The following is a 16,900-nucleotide window of genomic DNA, read 5'->3' as shown; positions in this document are numbered from 1 at the left end:
TCCTTCTATTCCTTTATTGTCATGCACTTATTACATACTATTCGGGAATCAGTGAAGAAACACCTGCCAGAATTATCTTAAAATTTAAAATAGTCTTTGTTGATGCAATTATTTCCAATATCGCAGCTAATATACTATTAAAATAAAAAAACTCCTGATTACTCAGGAGTTTTTTGTTCTATTGGAGCTGCTCTTTAGCAGTCTCAACAAGCTTACCAAAGGAAGCCATATCGTTGACAGCTAAATCAGCCAACATTTTGCGGTTAACTTCGATTCCGGCTTTGCTCAAACCATTAATCATCTGGCTGTAAGAAATGCCATTGATACGAGCAGCGGCATTAATACGGGCAATCCACAGTTTGCGGAATTCGCGTTTTTTAGCACGACGGTCGCGGCGAGCATAGTATAAAGCTTTCATTACCGTTTCATTAGCTTTTTTGAAGAGCTTGCTCTTCGAGCCACGGTAACCTTTTGCTAATTTTAATATTTTTTTATGACGCTTATGAGCCGTCACACCTTTTTTAACTCTTGGCATGTCTAATTACCTCCATTTAAAAATTCCTGATTTATGCGTACGGCAGCATTCTTGATACGCGCTCATGATCAGATTTGCTTACCATTCCAGCTTTGCGCAGATTACGTTTACGTGAAGGAGATTTTTTCTCCAGAATATGGCTTTTGAAAGCTTTAGACCTTTTGAATTCTCCAGTGCCGGTAACTTTAAACCGCTTAGCGGCGCTTCTACGAGTTTTAATTTTTGGCATGATGTATCCTCCTTTTTAATTGTGTTGCTTTGCTGAAAGAATCATAATCATATTTTTTCCTTCAAGCTTCGGTTCGCGTTCTACATTAGCGACTTCCTTTACCTCAGCAGCCATTTTAACAAGAACCTGTCTGCCAAGCTCGGGATGACTCAGTTCCCGTCCACGGAACATGATGGTAACTTTTACTTTGTCCCCATCTTCTAAGAAGCGCAAAGCATTTTTTAATTTAACCTCAAAGTCATGATCTTCAATATTAGGACGAAGTTTAACTTCTTTGAGAGTAAATGATTTTTGCTTTTTCTTGACTTCTTTGTCTCGCTTTTGCTGTTCGTATTTGAACTTACCAAAGTCCATAATACGGCAAACTGGCGGTTTAGCTGTTGGGGCTACTTCAACCAAATCAAGCTGCTGTTCTCCGGCAACCCGTAGTGCATCCCTCAACAACATAATCCCTAATTGTTCGTTTGCTTCGCTAACAACCCGAACCTCTCTTGCGCGGATTTCTTCATTAATCCTTAAAGTGTCTTTGCTAATTGCCGCTCACCTCCTGATAATTTCAAATAAACAAATTAAAAGCGGATGGCATACACCACCCGCAAAACAGCATAATCACTATGCTAAATCCTAATACCTTACGAACAACCTAAAGCGTTGTAAGGTGAGAAGCGGATGGCCTCTGCTTGTAAATATTTACTTACTAGGATATATTAGCATCCATAACAATAAAAGTCAATAGCTTTACCATTTTTTACGGAACTAAATTGTTTTTTTTGCCACTTCATCCATGACTGAGGCAATAAACTCATCGACCGCCTGAGCTCCAAGATCTCCCTGTCCACGTTTGCGGACAGCAACCGTATTGCTTTCCATTTCTTTGTCACCGACCACAAGCATGTACGGAACTTTGGACATTTGTCCTTCACGGATCTTGTAACCAATTTTCTCATTACGGTCATCCACATCTACTCGAATATCTTTATCCCGCATTGTCTTAGCTAATTGCTGAGCATAAGCGACTTGCCGCTCAGTGATCGGAAGAATCTTTACTTGCACAGGTGCCAGCCAGGCTGGAAAGGCACCGGCAAAATGCTCAATCAGAATACCGATAAAACGCTCCATGCTTCCATAGGCTACCCGATGGATCATAACGGGGCGATGTTTTTGTCCGTCTTCTCCGATATAGTTAAGATCAAACCGCTCAGGCATCTGCATATCCAGTTGGATGGTACCGCACTGCCAAGTCCGTCCGATAGAATCCTTCAGATGGAAATCAATTTTGGGACCGTAAAAAGCGCCATCCCCTTCATTAATTTTAAAAGGCAGCCCTTTTTCTTCCATTGCTTCCCGCAAAGCATTAGTAGCACTTTCCCAAATCTCATCGGAACCCATTGCCTTTTCCGGCTTAGTGCTTAACTCTGCATGGTAGCTTAAACCAAATACGCTATATACAGTATCAAAGAGTTCGATAACACCCATTATTTCCTGTTTTATTTGTGATGGCAGCATAAAGATATGGGCATCATCTTGTGTAAAGCTCCGAACACGCATCAGCCCATGGAGAGCGCCATGAAGCTCATGACGATGAACAAGACCAAGTTCAGCTGTCCGCAGCGGCAAATCACGATAGCTGTGATGCTGGCTGCGATACACCAATATACCGCCAGGGCAGTTCATTGGCTTTACGGCATATCCTTCACCATCAATATTTGTAAAATACATATTCTCCCGGTAATGATCCCAGTGTCCGGACTGCTGCCAGAGTTTCTGGTGCAAAATGATAGGAGTTTTTATTTCCTGGTATCCATATTTAACGTGCAATTTGCGCCAGAAGCTTTCCAGTTCATTACGAATGATCATACCTTTAGGATGGAAAAAAGGAAAACCAGGTCCTTCTTCCTGCATGCTGAACAAATCCAACTCTCTTCCTAACTTGCGGTGATCCCGTTTTGCTGCTTCTTCCAGCATGTGCAAATACCCATCAAGATCCGCTTTTTTCTCAAAAGAGGTGCCATAAATACGTTGCAGCATCTTGCGCTTTTCATCGCCGCGCCAATAGGCACCAGCCAGGTTCTGCAGTTTAACAACTTTTACCTTACCAGTGGAAGGTACATGGGGCCCTGCACATAAATCGACAAACTCACCTTGGCTGTATAACGAAATAGTAACGTCTTCCGGTAAATCGCGAATAAGCTCTACTTTATAAGTTTCACCTAGCTCCTCAAAGCGCTTAATGGCTTCTTGCCTGCTTATCTCGATCCGTTCTATCGGTAAGTCTTCTTTAATAATCTTTTCCATTTCGGCTTGGATCTTTTCTAGGTCCTCGGGAGTGAAGGTATGTGAAGTATCAAAATCATAATAGAAGCCATTGGCAATAGCCGGCCCGATCCCGATCTTTACCTCCCCAAATAAACGTTTTACCGCTTGCGCAAGAATGTGCGATGAACTATGACGCAGCGCGTCTTTACCTGCTTCATCTTCGAATGTCAAAAATTCAACCTTTACAGGTTTGGTTAGTTGAGTACGCAGATCCGCTAATTGACCGTTAACTTTTGCTGCAAGAGCACTTTTGGCTAAGCCGCGGCTAATGGATTCGGCAACTTGTGCCAAAGTTGTACCGGCATCATATTCCCGTTCGCTTCCGTCTTTTAAAGTGATTTGTATTTTTTCCATGTTATAGTCCTCCTTGCTGACAAATAAAATAAACTCTCATCCCTAAAAGGGACGAGAGTTCTACTCACGCGGTTCCACCCTGTTTGGCTATAATAGCCCAACTTGATCATGTGATAACGGGAATGACCCGGACTGGCTTACAAGAATTTCGGCCAGACAGTTTCGAGGTGGTAATAAGTATAGTCAGCCCGTAAGATGCTTTCAGCCTATGGCATCTTCTCTCTGGTACGGCGATCCATATTTATCGTATCCCCGGCATTACTGATAAGAATATTAACTTAAACTTAACTATAGCAAAAAAATTAATCACTGTCAACATTATGAGAGACGCTTTTTGTGCTGCACATGTCACAGCCATTGCAGAACATTACCCGGTCTTCAAAGATACTCTTAATGGTACGAATCAGCTCATTCGGCCCTTGTAAAAATGGATTATGCAAGACAACATGATGCGGTGATACAGCAATCAGCGCAGTAATTAACAAATCCTGATAATTGATTTCATCTGAATACTGAGCATCAAAACTGTCAAGATACTGATTGTCAATTGACTGTCCGTTTGCATCCAAAAGCTTAAAACTGCTGGCACCATAGATTAAGACATGAGTTTCTTCTACTTGTGGTTCCTGAACATTAATGAAATAACGAAGTACGCGGATGAATTCCTGGTACTCCAAGTCCAGCATCAGATCATCTACAGCTTTATCTACTACCTGCGCCAGATTATCCCTGTAATCTTTTAAACGAAACTGAACAAATCCATCGACGACTAGTTCATGATGGTTATCCAGATATTCCATCAGGCGTGATACGATTCGTTTGCGACGTTCTCCGGCGCTAAAATCCTGAATTAGGCAACTGCTGCTGTCTGCAAGGAGCTTTAAAGAGTTCTCATAAATTATTTTTTGTTCTTCTTTGCTAAAATAATGATAGTTTCGTTCAATAAGCCGGCTAACAAGAGCCTTCTCCTCGTTCGCAAGTATAAAATCCGCCACTATTTTAGCCACATAATTCTTTAATGAGTCTTTGACACGTTCATAATTGCGAAAGGATAATTCCCCTTCAACAATATTACATCCAATAAAAGTATACTTCCCTCGATTCATTTCATCAACGGCGATTCGAAAGCCTTCATGCATCAAGCTGCAGCAATCCTGTTGCAGCCTCATGGTGACATCCTGACTGACACCGGTTAATCCTACTGAAAGCAGTTTCAAAGACCTCAACTCCTTTCCACGTTATAGTATATGTGCCACCAAGCATTTGCATACAAAAAGCCGGTGTTAACATGCCATCGCATTGGAAAAGAATCTGCAACAAAAAAAGCACCCCTAAAGGGTGCTTCCATCAATCTGCGTTAACTGCTTGTTAATAGCATTTATCCATTCATCGCGCTTGGAAATAATGATTTTTAGAATCCGGTCGCGTATTGTTACAACGCTAAATGCATTAGGTATAATGAAAAAAGTCTTCTCCAATTTTAATTCTGTTATATGCTCTAGAGGTACTTCTTCCATATATTTACGGTTCAAGCTTAACAGATAGCCGATAAATACGAGGCGCTCATTGGTCAAATACAAAGCTCCGCTAAATGCATTGCCTTCAACCGACAGGCTGGCGTGACCTTTTTTTACGATCCATTCCGTCTCTTGAATAGGAAAGCTGTACATGCCGTTTCGCTCCCTGTAATAACATTACTGTATTTTCCGCTAATATTCGCTTTGTTTACTTATTTTCCTCCCAATGCTTCCAATTCCTGCGAAGTGAGTTCCCGGTACTCTCCTGGAGCTAACGATTTATCTAGCTGTAATGTTCCCATCGTCAAACGCTTTAGATACATAACCTTTTTACCAACAGCTGCAAACATTCGTTTTACCTGATGAAATTTCCCCTCATAAATAGTCAGTTTTATTTCAGACTCAGCACCGGAATGGAGAATTTGAAGTTCACCAGGCAGCGTTTTATAGCCGTCATCCAGTACGACGCCCTGAGCAAAAGCATGTCCATCCGCTTCTGTTACTTCTCCTGCTACTCTAGCATAATACGTCTTTGCTACATGCTTCTTGGGAGAAAGCAACTCATGAGCTAACTGTCCATCATTCGTTAACAGCAGCAGTCCTTCTGTATCTTTATCCAAGCGCCCCACAGGAAAAGGGGCAAAAAGCCGGTGTTCCGGCTGTAACAAGTCTACCACCACCTGGCCATGATTGTCTTCTGTGGCCGAAAGTACACCCTGTGGTTTATTCATAAGCAGATAAATATATTCCCGGTAAATGACAGGCTTTCCATCTACTTCAATGGTATCACGGGAAAGCCAAACATGCATATCTGCATTTTTCACTACAACGCCATTAACCATCACCCGGTTGGCCTTAACCACCATTTTTATTTCCTTACGCGAACCAACCCCCGTGTTTGCTAAAATCTTGTCCAAACGATATCGGTCTTTCTCTGCCATTTATGCACCTCAGCTAATCTTCCCAGCGCCAGCCAGGAGGATAATCATTTTTCAAACTATGGCCGGCACCTTTAGCCCAGCCAAGCGCAAACCCGTCAACTGTCATAAGATACCAGCCTGAAGGCCAGTCGTGATTCTCGATTTGAATTGTTTCCCCGCGCAAATAGCGAATTGCTGCATAGCGGCCTTGTTCATCCTCTGCCGCAAAATTACAGCACTGCGCCGACGCAACTGCCTCACGGGGAAGCCCCATCGCATAAGCTTGACTAGGACGAAAGCGCCCCTTTTCCCAAGCACCAAGCAGCCAGCCTGAGCGCAAAACTTTTAATCCCTTAAGTATAGGCAGGCTGTTATGCTCCCACAAAACATGACCATTTCGCTCAACAACAACCCCGTTGGAAGGTAGCCATTTCAGCCAAGCCTGCTGTTCGCGCCATACTTGCTTGGAAAATGTCTGCAATGCCTCGCGAAGCGAGGTACTCAAACCGCTGATATCGCAGTCCGGGTATGGATGTTTTTCACTTGCAGTTTCATCCAGCAGCTCATGCTGTCCTTTTATTCTTGCTGCAAAGTGTCCTTCTCCTTTAACCTTATGAGGCCACAAGCGCTGCATTTCCATAATAGCAAACTGTGGATGCCGCTCAACAAAATTATTTAATTGCATTTCATTCTCTTCAGAAGAAAACGTGCAAGTAGAGTACACTATTTCTCCACCAGCACGAAGCATGGAGGGAACATAATTTAAAATTTCTTGCTGCCAAGTTGCGTACTTATCTACTTCCTGCTGGGACCAGTCATTGGCCATGGAGGGTTCTTTGCGAAACATCCCTTCTCCCGAGCAAGGAGCATCAACGAGGATTTTATCAAAATAGTCCGCGAACACCTTTGCCAGGCGGTCTGGTTTTTCATTTGTAACAACAACATGAGTGACACCATAACGCTCGATATTTTTTAATAATGCCTTGGCCCGCTGAGGGTGAATATCGTTTGTAACCAATAATCCCCTGTTCGCCAGTTGTGCTGCTATTTGTACCGATTTTCCCCCAGGTGCTGCACAGAGATCCAAAACCCGCTGCCCGGGAAGGGCAGCAAGCAGTTGGACGGGCAGCATTGCACTCGGCTCCTGAATATAATATAAGCCAGCATAGTAATACGGATGCTTCGCCGGCCGTACTTCGCTGTCTCGGTAATAAAAACCATCACTGCACCATTCAACAGCCTCCTGCAAATAGGGTAATAATGTCTTCAGTTTTTCAGGCGAAATCTTTAGACGATTTGCCCGCAGTCCGGCTATTTTATCTTGTGCAAAAGCTTCAACAAAAGCTGGATATTCTGCTCCTAATTGCTGCTTTAATTTTTCTGCTAATTGTATTGGCAGTTTCAGTTGCATCACATTCCTCTACTTCTAGATTATCATGTTACTAACAGGCAAATAAGGTGTAAGCTGCCTAATAATGTCTTCAGGCGAATACCTGTACCGCTCTCCAATAGACTTATAAAATTCGCTCATCTGCTGTATTTGTTGACTTACAATGTCCGGCGAGAAAGAATATAGTTCGGCAGGTACAATTGATCTTATACAATTTAACGTCTTAATTTCAGGCATAATTAAATTTTCTTCCGCCCAGCCACCATTAGCTTTTATTAAAAATACAGGTTTTTGTGCAATCATTGCTTCAGCCAATGTAGACCAGCCGAATTTCGTAACAACGGCATCACAAGCAGCGACATAATTTTGTATATCCGATTCATCATCAGGTATCGGGAATGTATTATCCTTGGAGGGCAAACAAACACCACGCGTGTAAAGCCAATCTATGCCTGAGGACAACGCCTGACATTCCAGTTCCAAGGCACCGCCTATACTAAATAATAGCAGCGGCCGATCCTCCTTCTTATACCTTTTTCGGATTTCTTTCACCTTATTTTCATTGATAGGACGGCTGATCATCCCCACCGGAGTCCTGTTGCTCACTGGCATATGATCACCTGTAGACAGCGGGAACTCAAGAAAAGTCGTTGCTTTTTGATACATTTCTTTTAGAATAGCCAGGTACTTTGCCGGTACATATTCCTTACAAATTTCATACCAGGTAAAATTACTAATTCCAATAGCAGGTATCCCTAGCCGAGCTGCCACTACAAAAGCTTCCGGTACTATATCGGAAAGGATTAAAGCCGTTTTTCCTTCAACATGCTCACATTCCCGCAGCCCCCGGGCCGGTAACTCTTTAATCCACATCTTAAGATTATTAATGGTAGACGGAAAATCGACGCATACCTTAACCGGGTCAACGACGATATCAAAATTTGATTCAAACAACTGAATTTGTACAGTCAGGTTTCGCTCTTGCAAGTAACGCTCTGCAAAAGCAGCATGCGCTGAGCTGCACTTCATACGAATTGAAAGGTCGTTTCTATGCTGCAAAAGCAATTCAATAATTGCCAATGACCGGGTCAGGTGCCCGAAGCCATGACCGGAAACGTAATATACAATATGCTGCATGCATTTTCCTGCCTCTATGTATAATGATTGTCTTTGTACTGTAGCAGCTATCTTATTTTTTTATACAGGTCTCCATTTGACTATGGCGGAAGCAATCTGTTGTATGATCATTTACCATCCCAACAGCCTGCATATAGGCGTAACAAATCGTTGGCCCAACAAAACGGAATCCCCTTTTTTTCAGATCCTTGCTCATCCGTTCCGATTCTTTACTCTGTGCAGGTACCTCTCCAATACTTTGCCAGTTATTGCGTATAGGGGCTCCTTCTACGAACTGCCAAATATAACTGGCAAAACTGCCATGGCTATCGATAATTTTCATAAAAGCTTGCGCATTTTGTATAGCAGCTGCAATTTTTAAGCGATTGCGTATTATACCTGGATCTTGCAGCAATTCGGCCACTTTTGCTTCGTCATAAGCAGCAATTTTTTCCCAGGAAAACTCATCAAATGCTTTGCGATAGGTTTCCCTTTTCCGTAAAACAGTAATCCAGCTTAATCCAGCCTGTGCACCCTCAAGCATTAGAAATTCAAAAAGTTTGCCGTCATCAAATACCGGGACACCCCACTCGGTGTCATGATACTGAATATACAAGGGATCGTCACTACACCACTGACAGCGAATAGGCATTATACTTTTGGCCATATCAAAAATCACACCCAATCTTTCTTTTTTGTCAGTTTACAAACTTGGTACTGTCTAAAAAGCAATGATGCAGGGCATACTTTATATGATACCAAATCTTCTCCTCTCCCATTAACTGGCTTAACAGCCAGTTATTTTTTTTGCCCGTCCCAATGCAAAAAAGTTAATATGCCGCTCTCACTATAAAGCTTGTATAAATTATGGTAAAATAAAGAAAAACCGTTACGGAGGTAGACTGTTATGAATCAATTAAAACAAGGGCTATTGAATGTATGCTTAGTACTACTATTCCTCATCGCTACCCCATTCCATGCGGCAAATGCCTCACCTGCAAATATGACCGTAGAGGTTGTTGTAGATAATCCGTCTACGTTTTGGGCGTCCACTTATTATGCCAAAGAAGAAATGCCCACAAGTGCTGCAGAAATTAAACTTGAATGGAGTGTTGGAAACTCAAAAACCCAACGCGAAACAGTTGTTCTTAAGGGAAAAGATTCCGGTAAGATATCAATCCCTGCTGAAAAAGGCTCTCTAGTAAACTTGCAGGTTTTTGTAGTCAATGCAAAGAATGAAAAACTGGGAACCTGGAGCCTGCAAATAATAAACAATGGTAAAACAGAAGCGATTCGAGTGTTCTCTCCCGAATCAGTGCAGCCTGAGTTTAACAGAGACTAACTTAGATTCGTATATATAAACGAATAGGCTTCCACCTACATCCTAAAAGACTTGGTTCCAGCCACGTCCTTTAGGATGTATTTCATTCTACTATTCGTCTACTTAAGAAATAAAACCTTTTTTGGGAGAAATTAACGCTAGTCTCGTGTAGGATATTGTACATCTAAGTCGAATTATGTAGTAATCACTATTGACTGCAGGTGATAAATTTGCTTTCAACACTACGTACTATTCTGCATATTATTGGCTCCTTCGCCTTGTATTATTTTGCAATACTCCCTTGCAAAGCCGCCTTGCGCTGCATACAAACCGGAAGTATTGGCTGGATATTTGCGGGCATACTTTGGTTATCAGTGCCTGTGGCAGTTTTTATCTGGCTTCCTGTTACCACATTTTTAAATGGTGACTATGAATTCTTACTTAGCGAAATTGCATGGTTCATTAATTATCTGCTTTTACGAACAGATACACACGCTGTTTAAACGAAATTGAATAATAACAACGACCTCCGCTTTGGCGGAGGTCGTTGTTTCAGATACGAATGCCTTAGAATAATATTTTAATAATCACACTGACAGCTATTGCGCCGCCTAGCCAGACAGCCCATTTGGGAATATCATACTCTAATGCCTTTTCTTCAACCTTATCGTCTATTTTTGATCCCACTTCATCTAGCTTTTCTTTCAGTTTTTCATCCATTTTATCCCCTCCTATGTTATTATATTCTGTTAACTAGATAATGGTTACATCGTTCATAGGAGGGGATTTTCGTTTTTATTTATTGGTAATATTAAAGCAAACTAAGCCAAGACATGGAACATTTTCAGGTTTTGGCTCTCCAGCACATTGACCTGATTGATTGTACACGCACTGGCATTTTGATCCCATAATACAAATCATACTATTCTCCTCTCTTGTGATATGTTTGTATTTTTCCCTCTATTCCAACTTTTCATAACATTCATTTTGCAAAAATAAAAGCACTCATGACTTCATGAGTGCTCTCAACTACTTTCTTTCATTCACTGTGGCAAGACCCATATCGATATGACAATACCCATGTGGATTCTTGTTGAGATAATCTTGGTGATATTCTTCAGCGGGATAAAAGGATTGCAAGGCTTCTACTTCTACCACGATTGGCCTGGTATAGCGAACTTGTACCTGTTGCAGCACTTCCTTTATTACAGCCCCATCAATTTCGTCTGTATAATACACACCACTCCGATATTGCGTGCCACGGTCAGGCCCCTGACGATTGAGACTGGTGGGATCAACGATGCGAAAGAAATGTTCAAGCACTTTAACCAGCGTGATTTGTGTTTCCTCATAAACGACCTCACATATCTCCGTGTGTCCGGTTTCTCCGCTGCACACCTGCTGATAAGTAGGATTCACCACTTGACCCTGACCATAACCTACTGTTGTATCGACTACTCCTTGTAATTGCTGAAAGTAGCCCTCAACACCCCAGAAGCAGCCGCCTGCCAGCCATATTTTTTTCACTGCAACATCACCACCTTTAGCAATTAGTATACACGCTTATTAACAGTGTCTATCCACCGCTGTACACTTTTGTACCTTGTCAGCTCAAATCCATTCCTACGCCTTAAGCTGCAAGTTATTAGATTTGACAGTCTACCTTATCGGCCGTGACCGTACAGATAAGCTCTTTCTTATTTTTCTCAGAGCGGTTGGTCACTTTTTTGCGATTCACTTGTTGATCTTTATTCTGCTCAAGTCCAAATGACATAATTTTTATCGCTTTATTACCTACAACCGGAGCCACCGGCAATACCTTATCATCTTGATCAATCAAGGCAATTCCTCCTTGAAAATAAATTTGACTTTCTGCCATAATTCGCGATAAGATTCACTCTACCTTCCCCGAAATGTTAATAATTAATAAATCTGCCCTTGCATCAGAGGTTTTTTTTTGCTATGCTATTGCTAAATAGCATAACGACATCATAATGATGATAGGAAAAGTACGTATTTCTTCTTTTCACAGAGAGCTGGTATTAGTGGAAGCTGGCATAAGAACAATACGGAAAGCCACCCTGGAGTTAGAGACGAATTCGTAAGTCTCATCGTAGCCGGCGTTAACGGCATAAAGTGAGCCAATTGGCTAATTTAGGTGGTACCGCGGGTTTAGTTCCCGTCCTTCTCTTAGGACGGGAACTTTTTATTTTGTCAGAAAGTCGCTCTCTCTGACTGCAAAGAGGAAAATTCTCGTGCAAACTATGCAAATTTCGAAGGGAGAAATACAAGATGAAAGAATTATTGGAGATTTTAGATAAGGAACCAGCCCTGCCCTTAAACAAATTGGCAATTATGCTGGATACTCCTGAAAATGAATTAGCAGAAACAATGAAACGATTAGAGGATGAAAAAATTATTATAAAGCGCCCTGCTATTATCAATTGGGAAAAAGCCGGGATAGATAACGTAACGGCAGTGATTGATGTAAAAATAACACCGCAACGGGAAAGCGGCTTTGATTTTATTGCCGAACGTATTTACCGTTTTCCTGAAGTACACAGTGTTTCGCTAATGTCAGGTGCGTACGACCTTTTGGTGATCATTCAGGGGCAGACACTAAAAGAAGTTGCTCAGTTTGTTTCTGATAAACTTGCTACAATCGATGGCGTTATCAGTACTACCACCCATTTTATGCTCAAGAAATACAAAGAAGCCGGTGTCATTATTGAAGATGACGAAAATGATCACAGGCTGGTAATCACACCATGAGCTGGGCAGATCGAATTTCACCCACAGTAAACGCTATTCCGCCCTCTGGTATTCGTCGCTTTTTTGACATTGCTGCTGAAATGAAAGGTGTTATTTCGCTCGGTGTCGGTGAGCCGGACTTTATTACTCCCTGGCACATCAGGGAAAGCTGTATCTATGGCTTACAACGCGGTTACACTTCGTATACCTCCAATTATGGATTGCTTGAGCTGCGAGAAGAAATTTCCCGTAAAATTGCTGCTGATTACGAAGTTCATTATGATCCGCGTTCTGAAGTATTAATTACTGTCGGAGTAAGCGAAGCCGTTGATCTCGCAATGCGTGCGTTATTAAGCCCAGGCGATGAAGTCCTGATTCCCGAGCCCTCTTATGTATCATACAAGGCGTGCGTCTCATTAGCAGGTGGTATCCCCGTTCCTGTTCCTACTTTTATGGAAGATGAGTTTCGCGTTACCGTTAATCAATTAGAACAAGCAGTTACGGACCGCACAAAACTTTTGCTCATCGGCTACCCGAATAATCCAACAGGAGCAATCATGACGCGGGAGGATTTATCCGCCATCGCGGCCTTTGCTCTAAAACATGATCTTATTGTTATATCAGATGAGATATATGCCGATCTCACCTATGAAGGCAGCCATACCTGTTTCTCCAGCCTTCCTGGTATGCGTGACCGAACCATTGTGCTGAACGGGTTTTCTAAAGCATATGCAATGACAGGCTGGCGTATTGGATATGCATTATCAAACTCCGATTTTATTGGTGCCATGATGAAAATTCATCAGTATACGATGCTGTGTGCGCCAATAACCGCCCAAGTAGCCGCTATCGAGGCTCTTAAAAGAGGCAAGACAAATATGAATAAGATGGTTGTCGAATATAATCATCGCCGCAGACTTATGCTTGATGGATTTCAGCGTATTGGCTTACCTTGCTTCGAGCCCAAGGGAGCATTTTACATCTTTCCTTCAATCAAAACTACAGGGCTCTCTTCTATGCAATTTGCTGAAGAGCTGCTAAAGGCAGAAAAGGTTGCATTGGTCCCCGGTGATGCTTTTGGCGCAAGTGGTGAAGGTTTTGTCCGCTGTTCCTATGCTGCATCTGTTGAAAATCTGTCAGAGGCGCTCCTTCGCATCGAGCGGTTCGTAAAATCGCTAAATAAATAAATAAATAAATAAATAAAACAGTCAAATAATCTACTTATATTCAAGCAGGTTATTTGGCTGTTTTGATTTTAACAGGGTTTTTTAAATAATTGAACCAGTTTCCTGCTGCGGTTCCAGTTTTCCTTAGCGTTATTAATTGTAATATCAGCGAGTTTCTGCATTGCTTGCACTTCTTCATGATAGGTACTAACTCGTAACAGCGCATTTGCATCTCCTCTTTTTTTAAGGCGGGCAATGCATTCTTCTTCGGGAGCATAGATACCTACAAGTAAAACTCGTTCACAATATTTTTTCCGCAGTTCACTAGCACCATTGCAGTCTACGATTATTGAACCAAGCAGTCCCTTGAGAATTACTTCATCCAGCGAAGCTACTGGTGTTCCATATAAATTGCCATTGTATTTAGTAAACTCCAGTAATAAGCCCTGCTCAAACATCTGCATAATCGTATCGTTAGTTGTAAAATGATAATTTACTCCATTTATCTCGCCTTCACGGGGTAATCTCGATGTCCAGGTGACAATTGGCTGAATATCCAAAAAACCTTGTAAGGTGCTTTTGCCTGCTCCGCTGGGACCTAGAAATGCAATAATATTTGTCATAACTACACCTCTACCTACTTAACTCATTCTTTTCTATTACAAATTGCTCGGGTATTCTGTGAAAATAACATTTATAGTAACATTTAAACCTAACGCTCCCGAAGATAAAAAGTATAGGGAGGTTCCTGGATTGATAATGATCGGAACAATACTGATTGGGTTAAAACTATTGGTTAATGAGAGCTGACTCAAAAGAATATCTCCGTCACTCACACTAACTGCAGCACCCGCAGCAGATGCTACAGTAGTAGAGATTGAAGGAATAAACTTACTATTTACATTATACACGGTTTGCGGCGTTAGCGTGCCATTTAATGCACCATTTCGTATAAGAGAATAACCAATATTTACTGAGCTGTTGACCAAAATCCCTTCCACCGATGTCATTTTATTTGCGCTATTATTTTTAATTTGACACACGATATTGCCGGGAACAGCAAGCGTTAAATTTGCAGAACTAACATTTACCAACCCATTTCTCGCTTGCGCTGTTAAATAGGAAATCGTATAGACCGGCTCACTCACTGAAGTAATTAATTTTGAACTCAGTCGTGTTAAATCAACTTCATCCATCGCTTATACTAACCTCCTAACAACTATTTAAAAGAATAGTCCTTACCGGTAATAAAAAGTTAAACGAAAGGGAATAACTATATTGTAGTAAATTTTTCCCTCTCCTTCTAACTGGCTTATAGCCAGTTATTTTTTTATCCTTCAGCCCTGCATTTTAAAGGAGTACTTGCTATGTCTATTGAACTTACTGTACAGTATTTATCACTGCTTATCGCCCTAGCGGCCTTGATTATTGGCTACAAAGGGATGAAGCGCTATATACCAGTAGCTTTATTTGCAAGCTTATATGCCAATCTATGGTGTTACACTGCAACCTATTTTGGCTGGTGGGAGTTTCCGCTCCGGGTAATGCCTCTGGTAGAAGATATCTCATTTGCAGCGAATGTAGTTGTTGTTCCAGTATTTGCAATGTTTTGGGTACGCTACTCCCCCATGTCAAGAATAAAGTGGGCATTGCTATGGTCTATCGTCTTATCGGTCTTTGAGTACTTTGCGGTAGAATATACTTCTATGATCAGCTATAACAATGGCTATAGAATTTATCACTCCTTTATCCTTTGGATGCTTAGCTGGTTTATCTGGTATCAGTTCCATATCTGGTTTTACAAAGACGGCTGGAGAGCAGAAAAATAATTTATATCAAATTTTTTTACTTTTTCTTCACCTCCTATATAGAACTTAACATATGATAATAACACAAAGCCGTCTTTATAGGAGATTTCGATGAATGAGAAAATAGTCTTGAAAGTCAGTCTCGAGAACAACAAAGCAAATACCGTCTTAGATATTTATTTAAAGAATGAAAAAATGATTCTTGAAATGTATAGCCGCAGTTCAGATCCTCAAATTCCTGGCATTACAATGTCCGTCGATCCCTATGAGTTTATTACCGCCTTGCAGCGTTTAACAGGAGAAAAGTAACCCCACTGCTACAGCAGTGGGGTTTTTGTTCTTATTAAGCCTAATTTTATTAACAGTAGAATATACTTGACTATACAGCGACAATAGACAATCAGTTGAGGTGATAAAATGAAAAAAATTCATTTTATACTTTGCTCTTGCTTTATTCTGGCAACAGCAGTTATCGGAGAAATTGCCCAAACTAAACTCGATAACAATCAAATCATTTATCAGGCTCAGGTTCCCCGTAAAGTTATTGCTTTAACAATTGATGATGGACCTCATTACAAAACTACTCCCGAGATATTAGAGGTTCTTAAAGCCAAGCAAGTAAAAGTAACTTTCTTTGTACTTGGGATTAATGCTGAGCAATCCCCCGCGCTGATTGCTCAGGAAGTACGCGACGGCCATGAAATTGGCTCCCATGCCTATAGCCATTCATCACTACCGGCACTTACTAAAAAAAATATAGAAGAAGAGTTTAATAAGACAGAAAAAATCATTCTCTCCCATGCTCCCCAACCCGTTTTATTCCGGCCCCCAGGCGGTATGCTCAATAGCAAAGTCATCGAAGTCGCTGAGCAAAAAGGGTATAAAGTCATATTATGGTCCATTGATCCTCATGACTGGCAGCGGCCTTCTACTGAGAAAGTAGTTAATTTTGTCTTAAAAGAAGCAAAGCCAGGCAGTATTGTCCTGTTGCACGATGGCCAATACCCCTTGCCAACTCCACAGGCGATAGGAACTATTATTGATGCACTCCGCAAAGATGGATATGAATTCGTAACCGTCAGTGAGTTATTACAATACAAACAAGAAGCGTACCCTTCCATTACTTCCTTTAAAGATTTTTTAAATAGATACTAATAGTGCCATTCAACCCTATACAAATTTTCTCCTCAATATTGTATACACTAACAGATCTATTACATATTATGTAATAAAGATCATGGGGAGGAATTCGTATGATATCATGGGCAGTTATAGCTGTTATTCTGTTTTTCTTACTGTCCAACTTTTGGCTGATCATCCTAATTCTTATTGCGATTGGCGGATTATGGGTATTAGTCTAACATAATAAAAAGCGTCCTAACCAGGACGCTTACATACATAAAGCAAAAAAGCACTTACAATTGTAAGTGCTTTTTGTCTAATCAGCGACTCCCTATCCTCCCAGGCCGTTTCCAGC

At 41.3% G+C, this 16,900-nt stretch carries 21 protein-coding genes and 2 other annotated features; of the genes, 6 read left to right on the top strand and 15 right to left on the bottom strand.

Annotated features, from left to right (window positions below):
- Positions 1-178: 178 nt before the first annotated feature.
- The 10 genes from rplT to RTR76_RS14060 all read right to left on the bottom strand — a co-directional run bounded on the left by rplT (position 179) and on the right by RTR76_RS14060 (position 9,044).
- Positions 179-535 carry a 50S ribosomal protein L20 gene (gene rplT / locus RTR76_RS14105; protein ID WP_312521737.1) on the bottom strand — a complete coding sequence of 119 codons (357 nt, stop codon included), beginning with the start codon at positions 533-535 and terminating at the stop codon, positions 179-181.
- A gap of 31 nt (positions 536-566) precedes the next feature.
- Positions 567-764 (bottom strand): 50S ribosomal protein L35, encoded by a 198-nt coding sequence (gene rpmI, locus RTR76_RS14100; RefSeq protein WP_312521734.1) that lies wholly within the window; start codon positions 762-764, stop codon positions 567-569.
- 15 nt (positions 765-779) lie between these two features.
- On the bottom strand, positions 780-1,298 hold the full coding sequence (gene infC / locus RTR76_RS14095) for a translation initiation factor IF-3 (RefSeq protein WP_312521853.1): 519 nt from the start codon (positions 1,296-1,298) through the stop codon (positions 780-782).
- Positions 1,299-1,325: 27 nt separating this feature from the next.
- Positions 1,326-1,452, bottom strand: a sequence feature (ribosomal protein L20 leader region).
- 68 nt (positions 1,453-1,520) lie between these two features.
- Complete coding sequence (gene thrS / locus RTR76_RS14090; RefSeq protein ID WP_312521732.1) at positions 1,521-3,434, bottom strand: threonine--tRNA ligase; 1,914 nt, start codon at positions 3,432-3,434, stop codon at positions 1,521-1,523.
- A gap of 302 nt (positions 3,435-3,736) precedes the next feature.
- Entirely contained in the window at positions 3,737-4,651 is a 915-nt protein-coding gene (locus RTR76_RS14085; protein WP_312521730.1) for a putative sporulation protein YtxC, read from the bottom strand.
- Between the two features lie 114 nt (positions 4,652-4,765).
- Positions 4,766-5,104, bottom strand: a complete 339-nt coding sequence (locus tag RTR76_RS14080; RefSeq protein ID WP_312521728.1) for a hypothetical protein — start codon at positions 5,102-5,104, stop codon at positions 4,766-4,768.
- Positions 5,105-5,163: 59 nt separating this feature from the next.
- Positions 5,164-5,892: a pseudouridine synthase gene (locus tag RTR76_RS14075; protein ID WP_312521726.1), complete on the bottom strand. Its 729-nt coding sequence runs from the start codon at positions 5,890-5,892 to the stop codon at positions 5,164-5,166.
- A 13-nt stretch (positions 5,893-5,905) separates the two neighbouring features.
- Positions 5,906-7,282 carry an RsmB/NOP family class I SAM-dependent RNA methyltransferase gene (locus tag RTR76_RS14070; RefSeq protein WP_312521851.1) on the bottom strand — a complete coding sequence of 459 codons (1,377 nt, stop codon included), beginning with the start codon at positions 7,280-7,282 and terminating at the stop codon, positions 5,906-5,908.
- A 15-nt stretch (positions 7,283-7,297) separates the two neighbouring features.
- The gene (locus RTR76_RS14065) at positions 7,298-8,398 is read right to left on the bottom strand and encodes a hypothetical protein (RefSeq protein WP_312521725.1); all 1,101 of its coding nucleotides are present in this window, start codon (positions 8,396-8,398) and stop codon (positions 7,298-7,300) included.
- A gap of 52 nt (positions 8,399-8,450) precedes the next feature.
- Entirely contained in the window at positions 8,451-9,044 is a 594-nt protein-coding gene (locus RTR76_RS14060) for a DNA-3-methyladenine glycosylase I (protein ID WP_312521724.1), read from the bottom strand.
- A gap of 240 nt (positions 9,045-9,284) precedes the next feature.
- Between RTR76_RS14060 and RTR76_RS14055 the strand changes: the two genes are divergently transcribed.
- Positions 9,285-9,719 (top strand): hypothetical protein, encoded by a 435-nt coding sequence (locus tag RTR76_RS14055; protein ID WP_312521723.1) that lies wholly within the window; start codon positions 9,285-9,287, stop codon positions 9,717-9,719.
- Positions 9,720-10,265: 546 nt separating this feature from the next.
- Here the strand turns inward: RTR76_RS14055 and RTR76_RS14050 are convergent.
- From RTR76_RS14050 to RTR76_RS14040, 3 genes are all read right to left on the bottom strand, one after another.
- Entirely contained in the window at positions 10,266-10,418 is a 153-nt protein-coding gene (locus tag RTR76_RS14050) for a hypothetical protein (protein ID WP_312521721.1), read from the bottom strand.
- A 309-nt stretch (positions 10,419-10,727) separates the two neighbouring features.
- Positions 10,728-11,225, bottom strand: coding sequence for a peptide-methionine (S)-S-oxide reductase MsrA (msrA, locus tag RTR76_RS14045; RefSeq protein WP_312521719.1), 498 nt, complete (start codon positions 11,223-11,225; stop codon positions 10,728-10,730).
- 118 nt (positions 11,226-11,343) lie between these two features.
- On the bottom strand, positions 11,344-11,538 hold the full coding sequence (locus RTR76_RS14040) for a hypothetical protein (protein ID WP_312521718.1): 195 nt from the start codon (positions 11,536-11,538) through the stop codon (positions 11,344-11,346).
- Between the two features lie 148 nt (positions 11,539-11,686).
- Positions 11,687-11,888 (top strand) — a binding site (T-box leader).
- Between the two features lie 102 nt (positions 11,889-11,990).
- On the opposite strand from RTR76_RS14040, the gene RTR76_RS14035 reads away from it, so the two are divergent.
- Entirely contained in the window at positions 11,991-12,470 is a 480-nt protein-coding gene (locus RTR76_RS14035) for an Lrp/AsnC family transcriptional regulator (RefSeq protein ID WP_312521716.1), read from the top strand.
- The gene (locus tag RTR76_RS14030) at positions 12,467-13,636 is read left to right on the top strand and encodes an aminotransferase class I/II-fold pyridoxal phosphate-dependent enzyme (protein WP_312521714.1); all 1,170 of its coding nucleotides are present in this window, start codon (positions 12,467-12,469) and stop codon (positions 13,634-13,636) included. Before RTR76_RS14035 ends, RTR76_RS14030 begins: the two co-directional genes overlap by 4 nt.
- 68 nt (positions 13,637-13,704) lie before the next feature.
- Here RTR76_RS14030 and RTR76_RS14025 read toward each other — a convergent pair whose 3' ends face one another.
- Together RTR76_RS14025 and RTR76_RS14020 are read right to left on the bottom strand one after the other, a co-directional pair.
- Positions 13,705-14,238: a guanylate kinase gene (locus RTR76_RS14025; protein ID WP_312521712.1), complete on the bottom strand. Its 534-nt coding sequence runs from the start codon at positions 14,236-14,238 to the stop codon at positions 13,705-13,707.
- Between the two features lie 36 nt (positions 14,239-14,274).
- Complete coding sequence (locus RTR76_RS14020) at positions 14,275-14,811, bottom strand: hypothetical protein (protein WP_312521710.1); 537 nt, start codon at positions 14,809-14,811, stop codon at positions 14,275-14,277.
- Positions 14,812-14,982: 171 nt separating this feature from the next.
- On the opposite strand from RTR76_RS14020, the gene RTR76_RS14015 reads away from it, so the two are divergent.
- The 3 genes from RTR76_RS14015 (at position 14,983) to RTR76_RS14005 (ending at position 16,578) form a co-directional block, all read left to right on the top strand.
- Positions 14,983-15,444, top strand: coding sequence for a CBO0543 family protein (locus RTR76_RS14015; protein WP_312521708.1), 462 nt, complete (start codon positions 14,983-14,985; stop codon positions 15,442-15,444).
- A 90-nt stretch (positions 15,445-15,534) separates the two neighbouring features.
- Complete coding sequence (locus tag RTR76_RS14010; RefSeq protein ID WP_312521706.1) at positions 15,535-15,732, top strand: hypothetical protein; 198 nt, start codon at positions 15,535-15,537, stop codon at positions 15,730-15,732.
- A 108-nt stretch (positions 15,733-15,840) separates the two neighbouring features.
- Positions 15,841-16,578 (top strand): polysaccharide deacetylase family protein, encoded by a 738-nt coding sequence (locus RTR76_RS14005; protein WP_312521704.1) that lies wholly within the window; start codon positions 15,841-15,843, stop codon positions 16,576-16,578.
- Positions 16,579-16,900 lie beyond the last annotated feature (322 nt).

The organism is Anaerospora sp., from assembly GCF_032013335.1.
Taxonomy (GTDB): domain Bacteria; phylum Bacillota; class Negativicutes; order Sporomusales; family DSM-15969; genus Anaerospora.
This window is presented reverse-complemented; position numbering and strand designations above follow the sequence as displayed.

Bases quoted from the DNA above. Each gene is read 5' to 3' on its own strand.
- rplT (WP_312521737.1), bottom strand. From the start codon at position 535: ATGCCAAGAGTTAAAAAAGGTGTGACGGCTCATAAGCGTCATAAAAAA.
- rpmI (WP_312521734.1), bottom strand. From the start codon at position 764: ATGCCAAAAATTAAAACTCGTAGAAGCGCCGCTAAGCGGTTTAAAGTT.
- thrS (WP_312521732.1), bottom strand. From the start codon at position 3,434: ATGGAAAAAATACAAATCACTTTAAAAGACGGAAGCGAACGGGAATAT.
- RTR76_RS14080 (WP_312521728.1), bottom strand. From the start codon at position 5,104: ATGTACAGCTTTCCTATTCAAGAGACGGAATGGATCGTAAAAAAAGGT.
- RTR76_RS14075 (WP_312521726.1), bottom strand. From the start codon at position 5,892: ATGGCAGAGAAAGACCGATATCGTTTGGACAAGATTTTAGCAAACACG.
- RTR76_RS14070 (WP_312521851.1), bottom strand. From the start codon at position 7,282: ATGCAACTGAAACTGCCAATACAATTAGCAGAAAAATTAAAGCAGCAA.
- RTR76_RS14065 (WP_312521725.1), bottom strand. From the start codon at position 8,398: ATGCAGCATATTGTATATTACGTTTCCGGTCATGGCTTCGGGCACCTG.
- RTR76_RS14060 (WP_312521724.1), bottom strand. From the start codon at position 9,044: ATGGCCAAAAGTATAATGCCTATTCGCTGTCAGTGGTGTAGTGACGAT.
- RTR76_RS14055 (WP_312521723.1), top strand. From the start codon at position 9,285: ATGAATCAATTAAAACAAGGGCTATTGAATGTATGCTTAGTACTACTA.
- RTR76_RS14050 (WP_312521721.1), bottom strand. From the start codon at position 10,418: ATGGATGAAAAACTGAAAGAAAAGCTAGATGAAGTGGGATCAAAAATA.
- RTR76_RS14035 (WP_312521716.1), top strand. From the start codon at position 11,991: ATGAAAGAATTATTGGAGATTTTAGATAAGGAACCAGCCCTGCCCTTA.
- RTR76_RS14030 (WP_312521714.1), top strand. From the start codon at position 12,467: ATGAGCTGGGCAGATCGAATTTCACCCACAGTAAACGCTATTCCGCCC.
- RTR76_RS14025 (WP_312521712.1), bottom strand. From the start codon at position 14,238: ATGACAAATATTATTGCATTTCTAGGTCCCAGCGGAGCAGGCAAAAGC.
- RTR76_RS14020 (WP_312521710.1), bottom strand. From the start codon at position 14,811: ATGGATGAAGTTGATTTAACACGACTGAGTTCAAAATTAATTACTTCA.
- RTR76_RS14015 (WP_312521708.1), top strand. From the start codon at position 14,983: ATGTCTATTGAACTTACTGTACAGTATTTATCACTGCTTATCGCCCTA.
- RTR76_RS14010 (WP_312521706.1), top strand. From the start codon at position 15,535: ATGAATGAGAAAATAGTCTTGAAAGTCAGTCTCGAGAACAACAAAGCA.
- RTR76_RS14005 (WP_312521704.1), top strand. From the start codon at position 15,841: ATGAAAAAAATTCATTTTATACTTTGCTCTTGCTTTATTCTGGCAACA.